Raw genomic sequence first — 16,806 nt, forward strand, 5'->3', positions numbered from 1 at the left:
CGCGAGCTGCCGCTCAGTGTTGCTGGTCCGCACCGTCGCCGGCGCCGGTAGCCACGGGGACCGGCGTGAACAGCTGCGCGCAATCGACCGGGTCGAAGTGGTATTGCTGGCCGCAGAAATCGCATTGGATTTCCACTTCGCCGCGTTCCACCAGGATGTCTTCAATCTCCACGCGGCCCAGGTTCTGCAGCATGCCCGCCACCTTGGCGCGCGAGCACGAGCACTGGAAGTGCGGGGTCAGCGGCTCGAACACACGCAGGCCGGTGGCTTCCAGGTCTTCCCAGAACAGGCGGCGCAGCAGGGTGTCCGGCGTTTCGGCCAGCAGTTCGGCGTCCTTCAGCGTGGCGCCGAGCTGGCAGGCACGGTCCCAGGTGTCGAGGTCCTGCGCGCGGGCGGTGTCCGCCAGCGGCGCGCCGGTTTCGCCGACTTGCGCGGGCTCACGCTCGGCGTGGCCTTCCAGCGTGCCACCGTAGGAGGGCAGCTTTTGCAGCAGCATGCCTGCGGCGACCTTGTCGTCGGCGGCCAGCCATAGCCGCGTGTCGAGCTGCTCGGACGTCTGCATATAGTGCTCGAGCACGGCGGTCATGGATGTCATCGGGCCATGCTTATCGGCCAGCGGCACGATGCTTTGGTACGGCTGCTGCCCGGGCAGCTTGTCCTGCGGGTCCAGCGTGATGGCGAAGCGGCCGTGGCCGCTGACGTTGACGAGATCCGCCAACGTGGCGTCGTCGGCCAGCGTCACGCCTTCGGCCAGCTTGGCCGTGGCTCGCATCGACAGGTCGGACAAGCATTCCACCACCAGCATGCGCACCGGGCCATCGCCGTGCACTTGCATCACCAGCGCGCCGTTGAACTTCAGGTTGGCCGAAAGCAGGGCGGCGGCCGACATCATTTCACCCAGCAGCCGGCGCACCGGCGTGGGGTAATGATTGCGGCGCAGCACTTCTTGCCAGGTGGCCTGCATGCGTACCAGCTCGCCGCGCACGGGGGCCGCGTCGAACAGGAATTTCTGCAGGGTGTCAGGGGTGGTGGTGTCAGTCACGATGATCCGTCGGTAAATCGGAGCCGCTGGCGCGGCGCCTTGGTCGCTTAGTCGATGCGTTTGAGTTGTGTCTTGTACATGGCCTGGCGGGTGGCGTAGGTCTCGGCGTTGCGATACAGATTGGCCACGTCCTGCTCGGTGAGCTCGCGCACCACCTTGGCCGGCGCGCCGAGGATCAGCGAGCGGTCCGGGAACACCTTGCCTTCAGTGACCACGGCGCCGGCGCCGACAAGGCACTCCTTGCCGATCACGGCACGGTTCAGGATCACCGCCTGGATGCCGATCAGCGAGCCTTCGCCCACGGTGCAGCCGTGCAGCATGGCCTGGTGGCCGATCGAGACCTTGTCGCCGATGGTCAGCGGGCAGCCGGGGTCGGTGTGGAGCACGGTGCCTTCCTGCACATTGCTGGACTCGCCAACCACGATCGGCTCGTTGTCGCCTCGAATCACCACGCCTGGCCATACGCTGGCACGTGCCTTGAGCGTCACGTTGCCGATGATGGTGGCCTCCGGCGCCACGTAGGCATCCGGATCGATGGTGGGGGCAACGTCGCCGAGCTGGTAAAGCGCCATGGGGTCTCCTGCACAAGTTCGTATGGGTATATGGGGTTTGCCGCCAGGCTTTAAAGGGTCGCGGGCAGGCCTGCTGGCATGGAGCGCCACCTGCCGGGCCCTACAATGGCGGCAAACCGGATTTTACGCTTATGCCAGCAAACCTACCCGATGCCGTCACTCCTGGCGCCCCTGACCCCGATCGCGGTGCCGCGCCTGGCGCTTTATCCGGCCTGGCGGCGCCGTCCTTGCGCCGCCAGGCGCTTGCCATCCTGTGCCTGAGCGACGCGCACGAGAAGGCCGCGGCCACGCGCCGGATGCGGCTGGCGGCCGAGTCCATGGCGCCGGAGGCCCTGGGCATCGGCGAGGCGATCGCGGCCGAACTGCCGCTGCCCGGCCGGCCGCCGCTACCCGAACTGGTGGCGCCGCAGCGGGTGGAGCGGCGGCGGTCCATCCATACGCCCGCCGGCCGCGCGGCGCTGATCCATGCGCTCGCACATATCGAGTTCAACGCGATCAACCTGGCGCTGGACGCCATCTGGCGATTCGACGCGATGCCGGTAGCCTTCTACCTGGACTGGCTGCGCGTGGCCGACGAGGAGGCGCTGCATTTCAGCCTGCTCGCGCAGCACCTGGCCACGCTGGATGCGCGCTACGGCGATTTTCCGGCGCACAACAGCCTGTGGGAGATGGCCGACAAGACTGCCGGCGATGTGCTGGCGCGCATGGCGCTGGTGCCGCGCACGCTGGAGGCGCGCGGGCTGGATGCCTCGCCGCCGGTGCGCGCCAAGCTCGCGGCCGCGGGCGATCATGAGGCCGCCGCCATCATCGACATCATCCTGCGCGACGAGGTGGGCCACGTAGCCATCGGCAACCGCTGGTACCGCTGGCTATGCGCCGCCCGTGGCCTGGACCCCGTCGCCACCTACGCCGAGCTGGCCGCGCGGTACCAGGCGCCGCGCCTGCGGCCGCCCTTCAACCTGGCAGCGCGCCGCGCGGCGGGTTTTGACGAGGATGAGCTGGCGTGGCTCGAGGGACAGGCCGCTCAGTTGTATTCCGTCACCACGATGTAGCCCCGCTTGCTGCCGCCGCCCGGGCCTGCCGCGAATTGCACTGGCTCGACAAAGGCGCGCGCGGTCGTCAGCTGGACGACCCGGCCAGGCAACAGCGGCAGGGAGGCAGACTCCGCGGAATGGGTGCCGTTTGCCGGGCAACTGACCGAGGCAGTCCCGCTCGTGCTGATTTGCGTATTGCAGGGGGGCGCGACGATGGCCCCCCGGAAGTAGATCACGCCATCCGCGGCCCACGCGGATACCGAAAGCAAAGCACTCGCCAGGGCCAACGGCAGCCGGAGCGCGAAGCGGTGGGAGGCGGCGCGGCCGGTGCTTGCAAACGTGCTCATCGTGATCTCCTGTTCGTCATTGACTTGAAGCACATTGGGAAATTTCTGCGTGCTCTTTGGGAACTTTATTTCCCAAGATTGGGAAAAACAATCAAGATAATCCGAGTTTTCCCAACCATTTTTTTTGCACTACTCTGTTAGGTCGGGTTGCGGAATACGCCGCTATCCACCGTGCAGATGCTAATGGACGGGGTATGGGAATTACCCTGATTAAAAGGGCGAAAAGGGAATGGTTCCGATTGGCATTTATATGAATAATCTTATAAATTTCTCGGAAAAAATGAGCTGGCATGGATGCCCCCCCTCCTGCGACTGGAACGTGTGGCCTGATCTGCCAAATGGGATGCGCCATTGCGATGCGCTCCGCATGTCCTTGCTAACGTCAGATTCGGCGAAAACTTGACTGCCGGGAGGGCGGCGCATCTCGATGCGCGCGATCGGTTGTCCGTGGCGCGGCAGGTTGTGCCGGCCGGACACCGGGAGGCGGGGCTTGGGGGGCGGGTTTGAGCGCCAGGAACAGGGCGGGTGCGAGCCTTGCGGCAGCACCCGCCTGCCAGTGCTACGGGTGCGCTGGCGTGGCGCGCCGGGCTTCGATCTCGCGCAGCACGCGTCGCTGGATCTTGCCGGTGGTGGTCATCGGCAACTGCGCGATGAATTCGATGATCTTGGGATATTCGTACGGCGCAAGCTGGCCGCGCACATGCTCCTGCAGCTCGGCGACCAGCGCGGCGTCGGCCTGCGCCGAACGCGCGATCGATGGCACCAGCACGATGAACGCCTTGACCACCGCGCCGCGCTCCGGGTCCGGCGAGGGCACCACCGCGCAGTTCGACACGGCGGGATGCTTGAGCAGGCAGTTCTCGATCTCGCTCGGGCCAATGCGGTAGCCGGAGGATTTGAAGACATCGTCGGCGCGCCCCTGGTACCACAGGTAGCCGTCTTCGTCGATGCGCGCCAGGTCGCCCGTGCGGCACCAGCGCAGGCCGTCGCGCTCCAGGTACTTGCCGGCGGTGGCGTCCTCGTTGCGCCAGTAGCCCAGGAAGAACACGGGGTCGGGATGGCCGTGGACGTCGGTGCTGCACACGGCCACCTCGCCGTCCTCGCCCGCCGCGCAGGGCCTGCCTTCGTCGTCGACCACGGCGATGCGATGGCCGGGGTAGGGCCTGCCCATCGAGCCCGGGCGTGCTGGCCAGCCTAGCTGGCCATCGTTGTTCTGCGCGGTGCAGTTACCCACGATGTAGTTGATCTCGGTCTGGCCGAACATCTCGTTGACGACCACGCCGAGCGCGTCGCGGCACCAGGCGAACACGGTTTCTCCCACGGCTTCGCCCGCGCTCATCAGCGCGCGCAGGTGCAGCTGGTAATGCGCGCGCGGCGCGGGGCAGGTTTTCATCATCTGCTTGAGCGCGGTGGGAAACAGGAAGGTATTGGTGACACGATAGCGCGCCATCAGCTCGAAGGCGGTTTGGGCGGAGAACCTGCCCTGATAGCCCACGATGGTCTTGCCGAAATACAGCGTGGGCATCAATGCATCCCACAGCCCGCCGGTCCAGGCCCAGTCCGCCGGGCTCCAGAACACGTCGCCGGCCTGGGGAAACCAGTTTTGCGAACAGACGAAGCCGGTGAGGTTGCCTATCAGCGCGCGGTGCGGGATCAGGGCGCCCTTGGGCGGGCCGGTGGTGCCGCTGGTGTAGATCAGCACCGCCGCCTCGTCGGCCTTGGTCTCGACCGCGGTGAACGCCGGCAGCTCGGCGGCCAGCAGCGCATCCCAATCGTGCTCCGCGCGGCCCACGGCGGCACCGGCGCCGATCACCGTGGCCAGCGCGGGGCACTCCGCGCGCGCGGCCAGCACGTTGTCGATGGAGGATTCGTCGGCAATCGCCACGCACGCCTCGCTGTGCTGGAGGCGGTACGCCAGGGCCTCCGGGCCGAACAGCATCGACAACGGCATGGCGATGGCGCCGAGCTGGTAGATCGCCATATGCGCAATCACCGTCTCGATGCGCTGTGGCATGACGATGCCCACGCGGTCGCCCCGCGCCACACCCAGCGTGCGCAGCGCCCGGGAGAGGCGATCGGCCTCGGCCTGGATGAAGGCGTAGCTATAGCTGGCGCGGCGCCCGTCCTCGTGCTCGGTGTGGACCGCGATGCGATCCATCGTGGCGGGGTCGCGCGCCCAGCGCCCGCAGCATGCGTCAGCCAGGTTGAAAAACTCGGGCACATGCCAGTGGAATTGCGTGTACAGCGCGGGATAGTCGTCGCGCCGGCTTGCTGGCAGGGCGGGTGCGGCCATGCTGGGTCTCCTGGGTTGCGTTCGGGATGCGGGCCGGGCCGGCTTGCCGCTATAATCCGCAAACGAACGATCGTTCTATTTTTAGGCTTCCCCCGTTGCCGCGGGTGAAAGCGTCCGCCACGATCAGGGAAAAGGCACCCGGGGAGACACCATGACAATAAGAGAAACCTCGCGCTCGGAATTTATCACGTTGCGCGGCCTTAACATGCACGTGCGCCACTGGGGCGAGCCCGGCGCGCCCACCCTGTTCCTGCTGCATGGCTGGATGGACGTGGCCGCCTCGTTCCAGTTCATGGTGGACGCGCTGGAACGCGATTGGCATGTGATCGCCCCGGACTGGCGCGGCTTTGGCCAGACCGACTGGCCCACGCGCTATCCCGGCACCGAGTCCTACTGGTTTCCCGACTACGTCGCCGATCTCGAGGCGGTGCTCGACCACTTCCAGCCGGACGCGCCGGTGAACCTGGTGGGGCACAGCATGGGCGCCAACGTGGCCTGCTTCTATGCCGGCATCCGTCCCGAGCGGGTGCGCCGCGTGGTCGACCTGGAGGGGTTTGGCATGACAGGCACGCGCGCCGAGCAAGCACCCGGGCGCTATGCGCGCTGGCTCGACGAATTGCGCGAGCGCCAGCCGTTGCGCGCCTATGACAGCGTGGAGGCGGTGGCGGCACGGCTGCAGAAGACCAATCCGCGCCTGCCCGATGACCGCGCCGCCTTCCTGGCCGAGCACTGGTCAGCGCGCAATGCGCAAGGCCGTTGGGAGATCCTTGGCGATGCCGCGCACAAGATGGTCAATCCGGTGCTGTACCGGCTCGACGAGGTGATGGCGATCTGGGCGCAGGCCACCGCGCCGGTGCTGCACGTGGAGGCGCGCAATTCGCAGACCCTCAGCCACATCGCCAAGGGCCAGCCGCTGGCGGAGTTCAAGCAGCGCTTCAAGGCGTTTCGCGATTTCCGCGAAGCCATTGTCGATGACGCAGGCCATATGTTGCATCACGACCAGCCGCGGGTGGTTGCCGGGCTGATCGAGTCTTTCTGCGCCTGACGCCGTGGGCCGTGCAGGCTGTCGCGCTCAGGCGTGCGTCAGCTTTTCCTTGAGCGTGGCGTTGTTGCTGGTGTGCACATGGACCAGCGCCTTTTCCGGGAAGGCATAGTGATAGGCCCGCCGCAGGGCCAGCGCAGCCTCGTGGAAGCCAGACAGGATGAGCTTTTGCTTGTTGGGGTAGAACGCGATGTCGCCCGCGGCGAAGATGCCGCGGCGGGATGTTTCGTAGGTGGTGGTATCCACCGTGATGCGCCCTGCGCGCATGTCGAGGTCCCACTGGGCGATCGGGCCGGGCTCGGAGACGAGGCCGTACAGCGCTACGAGTTCGTCGGCAGGCAGGCTGATCGTGTCGTCCCGGGTGCGAATGTCGACCCCGGCCAGCGAGCCGCCCTCGGTCTTGAGCGCGCCCAGCATGCCCACCACGAAATCCATCTCGCCGGCGGCCACGGCCGCGCGCATTTCGGCCACCGCACCGTCGGCCGCGCGAAAGCCTTCCCGGCGGTGCAGCAGCGTGACGCGCGCGGCGGTCTTGCGCAGCGCCAGCGCCCAGTCCAGGGCGGAATCTCCGCCGCCGGCCACCACCACGCGCTTGCCGGCGAAGCGCGCGGTGTCGCGCACTGCGTAATGCAGGTGGCGGTCTTCCAGCGCGGCGGCTTCGGGCAGCGCCACGCGTTGCGGGGCGAACGCGCCGGCGCCGGCGCAGATCAGCACCGCGGCCACGTCGAAGCGCTTGCCGGTGTCGGTTGTGACCAGCAGGCGGTGCGGGTGCTCATGGCCGGCTGTGGCGTGCGGTTCCGGCGGGATCTCGGCCAGGCCGTTGGCCCGCTCGTTGAAATGCATGGGAAAGGCGAACGGCGCGCATTGCTCGAGCAGGCGGTCGACCAGGTCCTGCGCCAGGCAGCCCGGCACCGCGGGGATGTCGTAGATCGGCTTTTCCGGGTAGAGCTCGGCGCACTGTCCGCCGGCGCGGTCCAGCACGTCGATGAGCTCGCACTTCAGCCCCAGCACGCCCGCCTGGAAGGCGGCAAACAGGCCGACCGGGCCGGCGCCGACGATCAGCACATCGGTGCGGATCACGTCGGCCGGGACGGTCGGGGTGCGGGAATCGGGCGTGGCGCAAGCAGGGGTTTGGGTCGGCATGGCATGGCGGGCGGCGCGCGTGGCGGCGCCTGGCAGGAGGGTCGTCAGGCCCCAACTATACCGCGCGGGGCCGGCCCTGCCGCCTACGCCAGCGTTGGCGGCAGGGCTATCGGCGCGGATGTGTGGGCCAGCCCACGCGGCACGCATCGGCGCCGGATTAAAGTCGGATTGAGGTCGGATTGACGTGGGATTAACGCGGAATTATCGCGAGAGTAGAATAGACGTATGCAAAATTCACACGCAATCAACGCAGATCTGCATTGCCATTCCACGGTGTCCGACGGCATGTTGTCCCCCGAGGACGTGGCCGCGCGCGCGCACGCCGGTGGCGTGGCGTTCTGGGCGCTGACGGACCATGACGAGGTCAAGGGCCAGGCCAGGGCGCGGGCCGCGGCCGAGGCGCTCGGCATGCGCTACGTGCCCGGGGTGGAGATCTCGGTGACGTGGGCCGGGCAGACCGTGCATATCGTTGGCTTGCAGATCGACCCGGACAGCCAGGTGCTGGTCAATGGCCTGGCAGCCACGCGCTCCGGGCGGGCCGCCAGGGCGCAGGACATCGGCGAAGCGCTGGCCGCGATCGGCATCGAGGGCGCCTACGAGGGCGCGCTGCGCCATGTCGGCAATCCCGACCTGATCTCTCGCACCCATTTCGCGCGCTGGCTGGTCGAAGAAGGGCGGTGCAAGACCATCAGCGAGGTGTTCGACGACTACCTCGGCGATGGCTGCCCGGGCTATGTCGGGCACCGCTGGGCCAGACTGGCCGATGCGGTGGGCTGGATCCAGGCCGCCGGCGGCATTCCGGTGATGGCGCACCCGGGCCGCTACAACTACACGCAACTCCAGCACGATGCGCTGTTCGACGAGTTCAAGCAGCTCGGCGGGGCCGCGGTCGAGGTGGTCACTGGCAGCCATACGCCGGAGCAGTACCGGCAGTATGCCAATGTCGCGCATCACTATGGCCTGCTGGGCTCGCGCGGCTCGGACTTCCATGGGCCGGGCGAGGGACGGATCGAGCTGGGCTCGCTGCCGCCGCTGCCGTCGTCGGTCACCCCGGTCTGGCATGACTGGTAAGCCGCGCCGGCCAACGGCCGCCCGGCGCCCAGCCCGCCCGAACCCGCCATGCGCTCCCTTCGCTTCTCTCCATCGCAGAACTGGCCCGGAATGCGCGCGGCGTTTGCGCCCATCCCGCGGCCGGTCGCCCCAGGCCCGCACATGTCCCAATACTTCGAGATCCATCCGCTCAACCCGCAGTCCCGCCTGATCAAGCAGGCCGCGCAGATCATCGGGCAGGGCGGGCTGATTGCCTTGCCCACCGACTCCAGCTACGCACTGGCCTGCCGGCTCGACGACAAGGCCGCGGTAGAGCGGCTGCGCCGCTTGCGCGGGATCGATGACAAGCACCATCTGACCCTGCTGTGCAGCGATTTGTCGGAGCTTGGCAACTTCGCGCGGGTGGACAACCGGCAGTACCGCTGGCTCAAGGGCGCGACACCCGGGCCCTACGTCTTCATCCTCGAGGCCACCAAGGAAGTGCCGCGCCGGCTCTCGCATCCCGCCCGCAAGACCATTGGCGTGCGGGTGCCCGACCATCCCATTCCGCTGGCGCTGCTGGCCGAAGTGGGCGAGCCGCTGATTTCGGCCACCCTGCAGTTGCCGGGCGACGAAGCCCCGCTCAACGAGCCGGAGGTGATCCGCGCCCGGCTGGAAAAACTGCTGGAACTGGTGATCTGCGGCGGCGCCGCGCCCGCGCAGCCGACCACGGTGATTGACCTGACCGCGGGCGAGCCCGAGCTGGTGCGGCAGGGACGTGGCGATATCGAGCGTTTTGGACTGTGATTGCCACCGAACAGTCGCTTTGCCGCGGCCCCGGTACAATAGCGACCCATGGATTCTTCTCTGATTCAGACCCTAGCGGTCTACGCCCTGCCGGTCCTGTTCGCCATTACGCTGCATGAAGCCGCGCACGGCTATGTGGCCAAGCTGTTTGGCGACAACACCGCCTATTCGATGGGCCGCGTCAGCCTTAACCCGGCGCGCCATATCGATCCCATCGGCACCATCGCGGTGCCGCTGCTGCTCTATTTCATGACCAGCGGCCAGTTTGTCTTCGGCTACGCCAAGCCGGTGCCGGTTGCCTTCGACCACCTGCGCAATCCGCGCTGGCATGGCATGTGGGTGGCGCTGGCGGGCCCGGGCAGCAATGTGCTGCAGGCCTTCCTGTGGGCGCTGGTGGCGGTCGGCCTGGTGGTGGCCAGGGTGCAGGAGCCTTTCTTTACCCAGATGGCGCAGGCTGGCGTGCTGGTCAACCTGGTGATGGCTGCGTTCAACCTGTTCCCCGTGCCGCCGCTCGACGGCGGCCGCGTGCTGACCGCGCTATTGCCGCAGCGCATCGCGCATGCGGTGTCGCGCATCGAGCCCTACGGCATCTTCGTGGTGCTGGCGCTGGTGGCGGCTGGCGTGATCACCAAAGTGTGGATGCAGCCGGTGATGGGGGCGCTCAGGAGCCTGGTGTTGCTGATGCTGCAACCCATCCTGGCGCTGGTGCAGTAAGCCGCGCCGCGGCCCTGGCGCCCATGCCGGCGCCGACCTCGAAACCGCGTACCCGTACCTGCACCAATTCCCACAAATACAGATAGACATGTTTCCCGATCGCGTTCTTTCCGGCATGCGGCCTACCGGCGCGCTGCACCTGGGCCACTATCACGGCGTACTCAGGAACTGGGTCCAGCTCCAGGCCGAATATCCCTGTTTCTTCTTCGTGGCAGACTGGCACGCGCTCACCACGCACTACGCATCGCCGGAGGTGATCGGCGAATCCGTGTGGGAGATGCTGATCGACTGGCTTGCCGCCGGCGTCGATCCCGAGCGCGCCACGCTGTTTATCCAGAGCCGCGTGCCTGAGCATGCCGAACTGTTCCTGCTGCTGTCGATGGGTACGCCGCTGGCCTGGCTCGAGCGGGTGCCGACCTACAAGGACCAGATCGAGAAGCTCAAGGACAAGGATCTTTCCACCTACGGCTTTCTCGGCTATCCGCTGCTGCAGGCCGCCGACATCCTGATCTACCGCGCCGGCCGCGTGCCGGTGGGCGAGGACCAGGTGCCGCACGTGGAGGTCACGCGCGAGATCGCGCGCCGCTTCAACTATCTGTACGGGCGCCAGCCGGACTTCGAGGCGCAGGCGCAGGAAGCCGCCAAAAAGCTGGGCGGCAAGCGCACCAAGGCTTATCTGGAACTGCGCCGCGCCTATCAGGAGCAGGGCAAGGCAGAGGCGTTCGAGGAGGGCGGCGCGCTGGTGGCGCAGTCGCAGAGCCTGGCCGCCGAAGACCGTGAATTGCTGCTGGGCTACCTCGGCGGCTCGCGCAAGACCATCCTGGTCGAGCCGCAGGCGCTGCTGACCGCGGCATCGCGCATGCCCGGGCTGGACGGCCAGAAGATGTCGAAGTCCTATGGCAACACCATCCGCATGCGCGAGGACAAGGCGTCGGTGGAAAAGAAGGTGCGTACCATGCCGACAGATCCGGCCCGCGTGCGCCGCACCGATGCCGGCGACCCGGCGCGTTGCCCGGTGTGGCAACTGCACCAGGTCTACACGGACGGGCCCACCCGCGAGTGGGTCGAGAAGGGCTGCCGCAGTGCTGGCATCGGCTGCATCGAATGCAAACAGCCAGTGATCGAGGGCATCCTGCGCGAGCAGCAGCCCATGCTGGAGCGGGCGCAAAAATACATGGACGATCCCGCGCTGCTGCGCGCCATTGTCGACCACGGCTGCGACCAGGCCAGCCAGGTGGCGCGCGAGACGATGCGTGACGTGCGCGCCGTCATCGGCCTGGGGTACCGGTGAGCACGGCGGCGGGCATCCCCCACGCGCCGCTCGGCGCACCGTCGCCGTGGGTGGTGCGCTGGGCGCACCTGGTGCGCCCGGGCGGCCGCGTGCTCGACCTGGCCTGCGGCAACGGCCGCCACGCCACCTGGTTCGCGCGCCGCGGCCATGCGGTGCTGGCCGTCGATCGCGATGCGGCGGCATTGGCCGCGCTGGCGGCTTTGCCCGAAGGCGTTGACACGCGCCCGGCGGACCTGGAGCAGGGCACGTGGCCGTTGGCGGACGAGCCGGGCTTCGACGCGATCGTGGTCACCAATTACCTGCACAGGCCGCTTTGGGCGCATTTGTTCGCTGCGCTGGCGCCGGGCGGCGTGTTTCTTTACGAAACTTTCGCGGCTGGCAACGAGACCGTGGGCAAGCCTTCGAACCCGGATTTCCTGCTGCAGCCGGGCGAGTTGCTGGATGCCGTGCACGGCATCTTGCGGGTGATTGCCTACGAAGATGGAGTGCTGGAAGTGCCTAAAGCTGCCTTTGTGCAGCGTATTTGCGCGATTCGCGAAGAGATAGGCAAAACGAGCGGCGGAGCGCCGCCGCGGTATCCTTTGCCGGGCTGAAGTGCGGCCCCGGCTATCTGCGGGCCCGGTCGGCGAGACCTGGGCTTCACGCGTTGAACCGCCTTGGGTTTTCCCCGGTCGAAGGTGCGGTCGGAAGGCCTTGGGTATCCGGTACAATCGCGGTATTCGTTTCTCGAATTCTCAAACGTTATGACACAGATTAACGGCAGCATCGTCGCTATCGTGACGCCGATGCAGGAAGATGGCAGCCTGGATTTCCCCGCGCTGCGCGCCCTGGTCGACTGGCACGTGGCCGAGGGCACTGATGGCATCGTGATCGTCGGCACCACCGGCGAGTCGCCCACGGTGAACGTGGATGAGCATTGCGAACTGATCCGCGTCGCCGTGGAGCAGGCCGACAAGCGCATCCCGATCATCGCCGGCACCGGCGGCAACTCGACCAAGGAAGCGATCGAGCTGACCGCGTTTGCCAAGCAGGTCGGCGCCGACGCGTCGCTGCAGGTGGTGCCCTACTACAACAAGCCCACCCAGGAGGGCATGTATCGCCATTTCCGCACGATCGCGGAAGCGGTGGAACTGCCTGTCGTGCTGTACAACGTGCCGGGCCGTACCGTGGCCGACATGCAGCACGAAACCATCCTGCGCCTGGCGCAGGTGCCGGGCATCATCGGCGTCAAGGAAGCGACCGGCAATATCGACCGTGCCGCGCAACTGATCATGGATGCGCCGCAGGGCTTCTCCATCTACAGTGGCGACGATCCCACGGCGATTGCCCTGATGCTGCTGGGCGGCCATGGCAATATCTCCGTCACGGCCAACGTGGCGCCGCGCAAGATGCACGAATTGTGCGTGGCTGCCCTGAAGGGCGACGCGATTACCGCGCGTCGCATCCATATGGAACTGGTTGCGCTGAACAAGGCGATGTTTGTCGAGGCCAACCCGATTCCCGTCAAGTGGGCGCTCCAGCAAATGGGCAAAATGCAGGGTGGCATCCGCCTCCCGCTTACTCCGCTGTCACCGGAATACCACGATGTGGTGCGCAAGGCGCTGTCGGCGGCCGGCCTGCTCGGCTGATCGCACTGTGTTTTGCCGTCATCCCTCAACTAGGATTGCGTGTCAATGAAACTCAAGCTTAACCGCCACGGTGCAACGCAAGTTGGCCGTGCCGCCCTGGTCTTGCCCGTGCTAGTGGCAAGCGCGATGTCCGGTTGCAGCAGCATCAACGACGCGATGGCGCCCGACAAGATCGACTACAAGTCCGCTGCCAAGCGCACCTCCACGCTGGACGTGCCGCCGGACCTGACCAAGATCGAAGGCGATCGCCGCTACTCCGTGCCGGATCAGAACGGCACGTCCACCTTGTCGACCTACAACCAGTCGAACAAGGTCGTGCAGCAGCAGGCGGGCGCCGAGAACGTGCTGCCCTCCACGCAAGGCATCCGCATGGAGCGCGACGGCAACCAGCGCTGGCTGGTGATCAGCAACGGCATGCCGGCGGACAAGCTGTGGCAGTCGATGCGTGAATTCTGGCAGGAGAGCGGTTTCCTGCTGGTGCAGGACTCGCCCGAGACCGGCATCATGGAAACCGACTGGGCCGAGAACCGCGCCAAGATCCCGCAGGATTTCATCCGCAACACGATCGGCAAGGTCTTCGACGGGCTGTACTCGACGTCCGAGCGCGACAAGTTCCGCACGCGCGTGGAGCGCTCGCAGAACGGCAACCTGGAGGTCTTCATCAGCCACCGTGGTGCGCAGGAGCAACTGACGGGCATCGACAAGTCGACCACGACCTGGACGCCGCGCCCCTCCGATCCTGAGCTGGAGGCCGAATTCCTTTCGCGCTTCGCGCAGCGCCTGGGCGTGCAGAAGGAGCAGGCCGACCGCATGGCCAAGAACCCCGCTTCGCCGGCAGCCGCCGCTGCGGGCGCCACTGCCGCAAAGGGTGCAGCGCCTAGCGCCACTGCCAACCTGACCCAGGTCAATGGCAGCCAGGCACTGCAGTTGTCCGAGCCGTTCGACCGCGCCTGGCGCTCGGTCGGCCTGGCGCTGGACCGCGTGAACTTCACGGTGGAAGACCGGGACCGCGCGCAAGGCCTGTACTACGTGCGCTATGTCGACCCGCGCGACACCGTGGACAATCGCGGTTTCTTCTCCAAGCTGTTCACCAAGACCGGCACCGAGGACAGCAAGAAGGCGAAGAAGTATCGCGTGGCACTGAAGGGTGATGGCACCGGCACGACCGTGACGGTGCAAAACGACGCGGGCCAGCCGGAAGGCACCGAAGTCGGCAAACGCATTCTGACGCTGCTCGACGAGCAACTGCGCTGACCGGGATGCGGGTCACGCAAACCACCCCGCGGCGCCCGGCCGCGCGGTGGCTCGCCGGGCTGCCGGGGGAGGCAAGCGCATGATGCGCTTCGCCTTCCTCGGCAGCGGCAGCGAGGGCAATTCCCTGTTGATCGAGTCGCAAGAGGGCACCACCACGACCAGGGTGTTGCTCGATTGCGGCTTTGGCATTCGCGAAACCGCGCGGCGGCTGGAGCGGCTCGGCATCACGCCGGATCAGCTCGATGCCGTGCTGGTTACCCACGAGCACGGCGATCATGTCGGCTCGGCCTACGCCTTTGCTTCCCGTCACGACCTGCCGGTACATACCAGCCACGGCACCTGGCTTGCCACCTCGCACATGCGCGGGGCGGACAAGGCCGATGTGCGCGTGTGTGGTGCCGACCATCCGCTGGTGATCGGCAACTTCCACATCCTCCCCTACACCGTGCCGCACGATGCGCGTGAGCCGTTGCAGTTCGTGCTAAGTGACGGTGACGCCCGCCTGGGCGTGCTGACCGATGCCGGCATGGAGACGCCTTACGTCACCGCGCGGCTGGCGGGGGTGCATGCCTTGGTGCTGGAATGTAACCACGATCGGGAGATGCTGCGCAATTCCGCCTACCCATATTCGCTGAAGCGGCGCATTGGCGGCGATTTTGGCCACCTTGCCAATGAAGTGGCGGCCGGCATCCTGGAGCGAGTGGCGCATGCGGGGCTGCAGCGCGTGGTGGCAGCGCACCTGAGCCAGCAGAACAATACCCGAGAGCTGGCCACCCAGGCGCTGGCCACGGTGCTGGGCGTGTCGTCCGACGAAATCCTGGTGGCGGACCAGCACGAAGGACTGGGCTGGCAGCCCGTCAGGGCCTGAGGCGGGGCGCAATGCGCTGGCGAAACCTGCAGACGTAAAAGCGACAGACGTAAAAAAGCCGACCCGAAGGTCGGCTTTTTTATCGATCGAGACCGATTACTGCTTAGCAGTAGCAGCCGATGCGTCAGCAGCCGGTGCCGAAGCGTCAGCGGCAGCGGCCGGAGCCGATGCGTCAGCAGCGGGAGCAGCAGCAGCCGGAGCCGATGCTTCAGCCGGAGCAGCAGCAGCCGGAGCCGAAGCTTCCGGTGCCGGAGCAGCGGCTTCTTCTTTCTTGCCGCAAGCGGCGAGAGCAACGGCGGCGAGCAGCGATGCGATCAGGAGAGACTTCTTCATTGTTCGTCCTTTAACTTTAATAACAGAAAAACAGGCGATGAATAATTACCGGTAATTATCGCTCTTGAACTGCAAAATAGAGGCTCTCCCGGGTGCCGACAAATGCAGTGGTACACAGTACTAGCCAGCCGGTGATTATATCCGCGTTTTCCCGGCTTGTGTAGCGCTGTCTTTTCCTGTTTTTGGTTGTTACGGATTATTACAGCGAGGCGGGTCCGAATTGCAGCCAGCCCTCCAGCGCCCAGTGATGGAAAGTCTCCATCAGATCCGGCAGATCCGCGCAGGCAGCCACTTCCGTGGCGCTCAGGCAGCGCTGGTCCGCCAGCAGGCGCAGCCAGCGCGCCAGCGCCGAGGGCGGCTCGTAAGCTTCGCCATTGATAAAGAAATGCGTGCGGTCATACAACGCAATCGATCCCGGCGCAAGCACGACGCCATGAGACAGGGCGAGTTTGTTGTATTTCTTCAGCGTGATTTCGGATATTTCCGCAAACTCCACGCTTGGCTTGGGCTCGGAGAGATGCGCGCCCAGAAACTCCGAAACCATGCTACCCGACCAACGGAGGGCGCTCAGCTTTTCGGTCACCGCCCGCACCATCTGGGCAGGCAGTTGGGCCGGATGTGACGTAGCCGGCTCGCCGGCATCCGCGTAGCGCCCGCTCAAATCCTCGTTGTCCTCGACCGTTTCCGACAGCCAGGCCAGGAAGTGCCCCGCCAGTTCGCGGTAGGCCGGCGCGCGAAAGCCGATCGAGTACGTCATGCACTCGCCGTCGGCCACGCCGTCGTGGGCGTACTGAGGTGGCAGGTACAGCATATCGCCTGGCTCCAGCACCCATTCTTCTTCGGCCGTGAAGTCCGCCAGGATCTTGAGCGGCAGGTCCGGGACCAGGTCGAGCTTGGTCTGGGACGAGATGCGCCAGCGGCGCCGGCCCGATACTTGCAGCAGAAAAACGTCGTAGGAATCGAAGTGCGGACCCACGCCGCCGCCGTCGGTGGCGTAGCTGACCATCAGGTCGTCCAGGCGCGCATCCGGGACGAAACGGAATTGCCCCAGCAAGTCCGCGGCTGCACTATCGTGGAGGTTAACGCCCTGCACCAGCAGCGACCATTGACGGGCTTTCAGGGAGGGCAGGTTGTCGGCGGCGAAGGGGCCTTGTTCGAGCTTCCAGCGGTTGCGAAAGTGCGACACCAGGCGTGACTCGACGTCGTCGCGGTCGGCCAGTTGGAAAAGCGACTCGCGCGATACCGGCGGCACGATTCCCGGTACGGCTTGTCGAATCAACAGGGGTTTGCGGTGCCAGATATCGCGCATGAAAGCAGCTGGCGTCATGCCACCCAGGAGGGTAATCGGCGCGTCTGGATCGACGGGGCCGGGGGGCAAGGCCTGCGCGTATAATGCGGAATCGTTCATG

17 protein-coding genes are annotated in these 16,806 nt (G+C 66.4%); 10 read left to right on the plus strand and 7 right to left on the minus strand.

All coding sequences use genetic code 11. The features are described from left to right. Positions 1-13 precede the first annotated feature (13 nt). Both hslO and ACX12D_RS06565 read right to left on the minus strand, forming a co-directional pair. A complete protein-coding gene (gene hslO, locus ACX12D_RS06560; protein ID WP_459373349.1) occupies positions 14-1,042 on the minus strand; it encodes an Hsp33 family molecular chaperone HslO in 1,029 nt (342 codons plus the stop codon). Positions 1,043-1,089: 47 nt separating this feature from the next. Continuing rightward, positions 1,090-1,614 carry a gamma carbonic anhydrase family protein gene (locus ACX12D_RS06565; protein ID WP_006160208.1) on the minus strand — a complete coding sequence of 175 codons (525 nt, stop codon included), beginning with the start codon at positions 1,612-1,614 and terminating at the stop codon, positions 1,090-1,092. Positions 1,615-1,745: 131 nt separating this feature from the next. Between ACX12D_RS06565 and ACX12D_RS06570 the strand changes: the two genes are divergently transcribed. Then, complete coding sequence (locus ACX12D_RS06570; RefSeq protein WP_459373350.1) at positions 1,746-2,666, plus strand: ferritin-like domain-containing protein; 921 nt, start codon at positions 1,746-1,748, stop codon at positions 2,664-2,666. Here ACX12D_RS06570 and ACX12D_RS06575 read toward each other — a convergent pair. Beyond that, positions 2,639-2,995, minus strand: coding sequence for a hypothetical protein (locus ACX12D_RS06575; protein WP_459373351.1), 357 nt, complete (start codon positions 2,993-2,995; stop codon positions 2,639-2,641). The genes ACX12D_RS06570 and ACX12D_RS06575 overlap by 28 nt on opposite strands. A gap of 559 nt (positions 2,996-3,554) precedes the next feature. After that, positions 3,555-5,288, minus strand: coding sequence for an acyl-CoA synthetase (locus ACX12D_RS06580; protein ID WP_459373352.1), 1,734 nt, complete (start codon positions 5,286-5,288; stop codon positions 3,555-3,557). A gap of 151 nt (positions 5,289-5,439) precedes the next feature. On the opposite strand from ACX12D_RS06580, the gene ACX12D_RS06585 reads away from it, so the two are divergent. Further along, a complete protein-coding gene (locus tag ACX12D_RS06585) occupies positions 5,440-6,333 on the plus strand; it encodes an alpha/beta fold hydrolase (RefSeq protein ID WP_459373353.1) in 894 nt (297 codons plus the stop codon). 27 nt (positions 6,334-6,360) lie between these two features. Here ACX12D_RS06585 and ACX12D_RS06590 read toward each other — a convergent pair whose 3' ends face one another. Then, complete coding sequence (locus ACX12D_RS06590) at positions 6,361-7,473, minus strand: NAD(P)/FAD-dependent oxidoreductase (protein WP_459373354.1); 1,113 nt, start codon at positions 7,471-7,473, stop codon at positions 6,361-6,363. Between the two features lie 225 nt (positions 7,474-7,698). Here ACX12D_RS06590 and ACX12D_RS06595 point away from each other — a divergent pair, with 225 nt between their 5' ends. The 8 genes from ACX12D_RS06595 (at position 7,699) to ACX12D_RS06630 (ending at position 15,064) form a co-directional block, all read left to right on the plus strand. After that, on the plus strand, positions 7,699-8,544 hold the full coding sequence (locus tag ACX12D_RS06595) for a 3',5'-nucleoside bisphosphate phosphatase (RefSeq protein ID WP_459373355.1): 846 nt from the start codon (positions 7,699-7,701) through the stop codon (positions 8,542-8,544). 141 nt (positions 8,545-8,685) lie between these two features. After that, positions 8,686-9,309: an L-threonylcarbamoyladenylate synthase gene (locus ACX12D_RS06600; protein ID WP_441633700.1), complete on the plus strand. Its 624-nt coding sequence runs from the start codon at positions 8,686-8,688 to the stop codon at positions 9,307-9,309. A gap of 48 nt (positions 9,310-9,357) precedes the next feature. Continuing rightward, positions 9,358-10,023: a site-2 protease family protein gene (locus ACX12D_RS06605; protein ID WP_174422809.1), complete on the plus strand. Its 666-nt coding sequence runs from the start codon at positions 9,358-9,360 to the stop codon at positions 10,021-10,023. Between the two features lie 88 nt (positions 10,024-10,111). Continuing rightward, entirely contained in the window at positions 10,112-11,314 is a 1,203-nt protein-coding gene (locus ACX12D_RS06610; RefSeq protein WP_459373356.1) for a tryptophan--tRNA ligase, read from the plus strand. Continuing rightward, a complete protein-coding gene (locus tag ACX12D_RS06615) occupies positions 11,311-11,907 on the plus strand; it encodes a class I SAM-dependent methyltransferase (RefSeq protein ID WP_459373357.1) in 597 nt (198 codons plus the stop codon). The genes ACX12D_RS06610 and ACX12D_RS06615 overlap by 4 nt, the downstream gene beginning before the upstream one ends. 150 nt (positions 11,908-12,057) lie before the next feature. Further along, positions 12,058-12,942 (plus strand): 4-hydroxy-tetrahydrodipicolinate synthase, encoded by an 885-nt coding sequence (gene dapA / locus ACX12D_RS06620; protein WP_459373358.1) that lies wholly within the window; start codon positions 12,058-12,060, stop codon positions 12,940-12,942. Between the two features lie 45 nt (positions 12,943-12,987). Next, the gene (bamC, locus tag ACX12D_RS06625; protein ID WP_459373359.1) at positions 12,988-14,196 is read left to right on the plus strand and encodes an outer membrane protein assembly factor BamC; all 1,209 of its coding nucleotides are present in this window, start codon (positions 12,988-12,990) and stop codon (positions 14,194-14,196) included. Between the two features lie 79 nt (positions 14,197-14,275). Beyond that, positions 14,276-15,064, plus strand: a complete 789-nt coding sequence (locus ACX12D_RS06630) for an MBL fold metallo-hydrolase (protein WP_459373360.1) — start codon at positions 14,276-14,278, stop codon at positions 15,062-15,064. A 96-nt stretch (positions 15,065-15,160) separates the two neighbouring features. On the opposite strand, the gene ACX12D_RS06635 is transcribed toward ACX12D_RS06630, so the two are convergent. Next, a complete protein-coding gene (locus ACX12D_RS06635; RefSeq protein ID WP_459373361.1) occupies positions 15,161-15,397 on the minus strand; it encodes a hypothetical protein in 237 nt (78 codons plus the stop codon). A gap of 199 nt (positions 15,398-15,596) precedes the next feature. Next, positions 15,597-16,805, minus strand: coding sequence for a JmjC domain-containing protein (locus ACX12D_RS06640; RefSeq protein WP_459373362.1), 1,209 nt, complete (start codon positions 16,803-16,805; stop codon positions 15,597-15,599). Between the last annotated feature and the right edge of the window lies 1 nt (position 16,806).

The sequence above is a fragment of the Cupriavidus sp. PET2-C1 genome (genome assembly GCF_054515855.1).

Excerpts from the sequence above, each read along its gene's own strand:
- ACX12D_RS06565 (WP_006160208.1), bottom strand. The coding sequence starts at position 1,614 with ATGGCGCTTTACCAGCTCGGCGACGTTGCCCCCACCATCGATCCGGAT.
- ACX12D_RS06570 (WP_459373350.1), top strand. The coding sequence starts at position 1,746 with ATGCCAGCAAACCTACCCGATGCCGTCACTCCTGGCGCCCCTGACCCC.
- ACX12D_RS06575 (WP_459373351.1), bottom strand. The coding sequence starts at position 2,995 with ATGAGCACGTTTGCAAGCACCGGCCGCGCCGCCTCCCACCGCTTCGCG.
- ACX12D_RS06580 (WP_459373352.1), bottom strand. The coding sequence starts at position 5,288 with ATGGCCGCACCCGCCCTGCCAGCAAGCCGGCGCGACGACTATCCCGCG.
- ACX12D_RS06585 (WP_459373353.1), top strand. The coding sequence starts at position 5,440 with ATGACAATAAGAGAAACCTCGCGCTCGGAATTTATCACGTTGCGCGGC.
- ACX12D_RS06590 (WP_459373354.1), bottom strand. The coding sequence starts at position 7,473 with ATGCCGACCCAAACCCCTGCTTGCGCCACGCCCGATTCCCGCACCCCG.
- ACX12D_RS06595 (WP_459373355.1), top strand. The coding sequence starts at position 7,699 with ATGCAAAATTCACACGCAATCAACGCAGATCTGCATTGCCATTCCACG.
- ACX12D_RS06600 (WP_441633700.1), top strand. The coding sequence starts at position 8,686 with ATGTCCCAATACTTCGAGATCCATCCGCTCAACCCGCAGTCCCGCCTG.
- ACX12D_RS06605 (WP_174422809.1), top strand. The coding sequence starts at position 9,358 with ATGGATTCTTCTCTGATTCAGACCCTAGCGGTCTACGCCCTGCCGGTC.
- ACX12D_RS06610 (WP_459373356.1), top strand. The coding sequence starts at position 10,112 with ATGTTTCCCGATCGCGTTCTTTCCGGCATGCGGCCTACCGGCGCGCTG.
- dapA (WP_459373358.1), top strand. The coding sequence starts at position 12,058 with ATGACACAGATTAACGGCAGCATCGTCGCTATCGTGACGCCGATGCAG.
- bamC (WP_459373359.1), top strand. The coding sequence starts at position 12,988 with ATGAAACTCAAGCTTAACCGCCACGGTGCAACGCAAGTTGGCCGTGCC.
- ACX12D_RS06630 (WP_459373360.1), top strand. The coding sequence starts at position 14,276 with ATGATGCGCTTCGCCTTCCTCGGCAGCGGCAGCGAGGGCAATTCCCTG.
- ACX12D_RS06635 (WP_459373361.1), bottom strand. The coding sequence starts at position 15,397 with ATGAAGAAGTCTCTCCTGATCGCATCGCTGCTCGCCGCCGTTGCTCTC.
- ACX12D_RS06640 (WP_459373362.1), bottom strand. The coding sequence starts at position 16,805 with ATGAACGATTCCGCATTATACGCGCAGGCCTTGCCCCCCGGCCCCGTC.